Source organism: Aneurinibacillus sp. UBA3580 (genome assembly GCF_002375825.1).
Lineage (GTDB): Bacteria > Bacillota > Bacilli > Aneurinibacillales > Aneurinibacillaceae > Aneurinibacillus > Aneurinibacillus danicus.
The window spans coordinates 1-500 of record NZ_DFMZ01000076.1; the positions used below are offsets into that span (position 1 = coordinate 1).

5 tRNA genes are annotated in these 500 nt (G+C 55.0%); all 5 read left to right on the top strand.

Annotated features, from left to right (window positions below):
- The first annotated feature begins 25 nt into the window (after nt 1-25).
- The 5 genes from B2899_RS11415 (at nt 26) to B2899_RS11435 (ending at nt 449) form a co-directional block, all read left to right on the top strand.
- A tRNA-Thr gene (locus B2899_RS11415) sits at nt 26-101 on the top strand.
- Between the two features lie 10 nt (nt 102-111).
- Nucleotides 112-188 (top strand) — tRNA-Glu (locus B2899_RS11420).
- A gap of 4 nt (nt 189-192) precedes the next feature.
- Nucleotides 193-268, top strand: a tRNA-Val gene (locus B2899_RS11425).
- A 14-nt stretch (nt 269-282) separates the two neighbouring features.
- Nucleotides 283-355, top strand: a tRNA-Met gene (locus B2899_RS11430).
- A 17-nt stretch (nt 356-372) separates the two neighbouring features.
- A tRNA-Asp gene (locus tag B2899_RS11435) sits at nt 373-449 on the top strand.
- Nucleotides 450-500: the final 51 nt, after the last annotated feature.

Sequence of the window (500 nt, forward strand, 5' to 3'; positions counted from 1 at the left end):
AGTCCGGCCTGCGGAGCCATTATATGCTCCTGTAGCTCAGTCGGCAGAGCGCATCCATGGTAAGGATGAGGTCGCAGGTTCGATTCCTGTCGGGAGCACCATTTATAGCTTGGCCCGTTGGAGAAGTGGCTTAACTCACATGCCTTTCACGCATGCATTCAGGGGTTCGAATCCCCTACGGGTCACCATAATGGAGGGTTAGCTCAGCTGGGAGAGCATCTGCCTTACAAGCAGAGGGTCGGCGGTTCGATCCCGTCACCCTCCACCATATAATTTCATTATCGCGGGGTGGAGCAGTTGGCAGCTCGTCGGGCTCATAACCCGAAGGTCGCAGGTTCAAGTCCTGCCCCCGCAACTAATTCATTCTAATGCGGAGCCGTGGTGAAGTTGGAGTTCACGCTGGACTGTCACTCCGGAGGTCGCGGGTTCGAGTCCCGTCGGCTCCGCCATTTTATACATAACTTTTTTACATATGAGCTGGCTCGGTAGCTCAGTCGGTA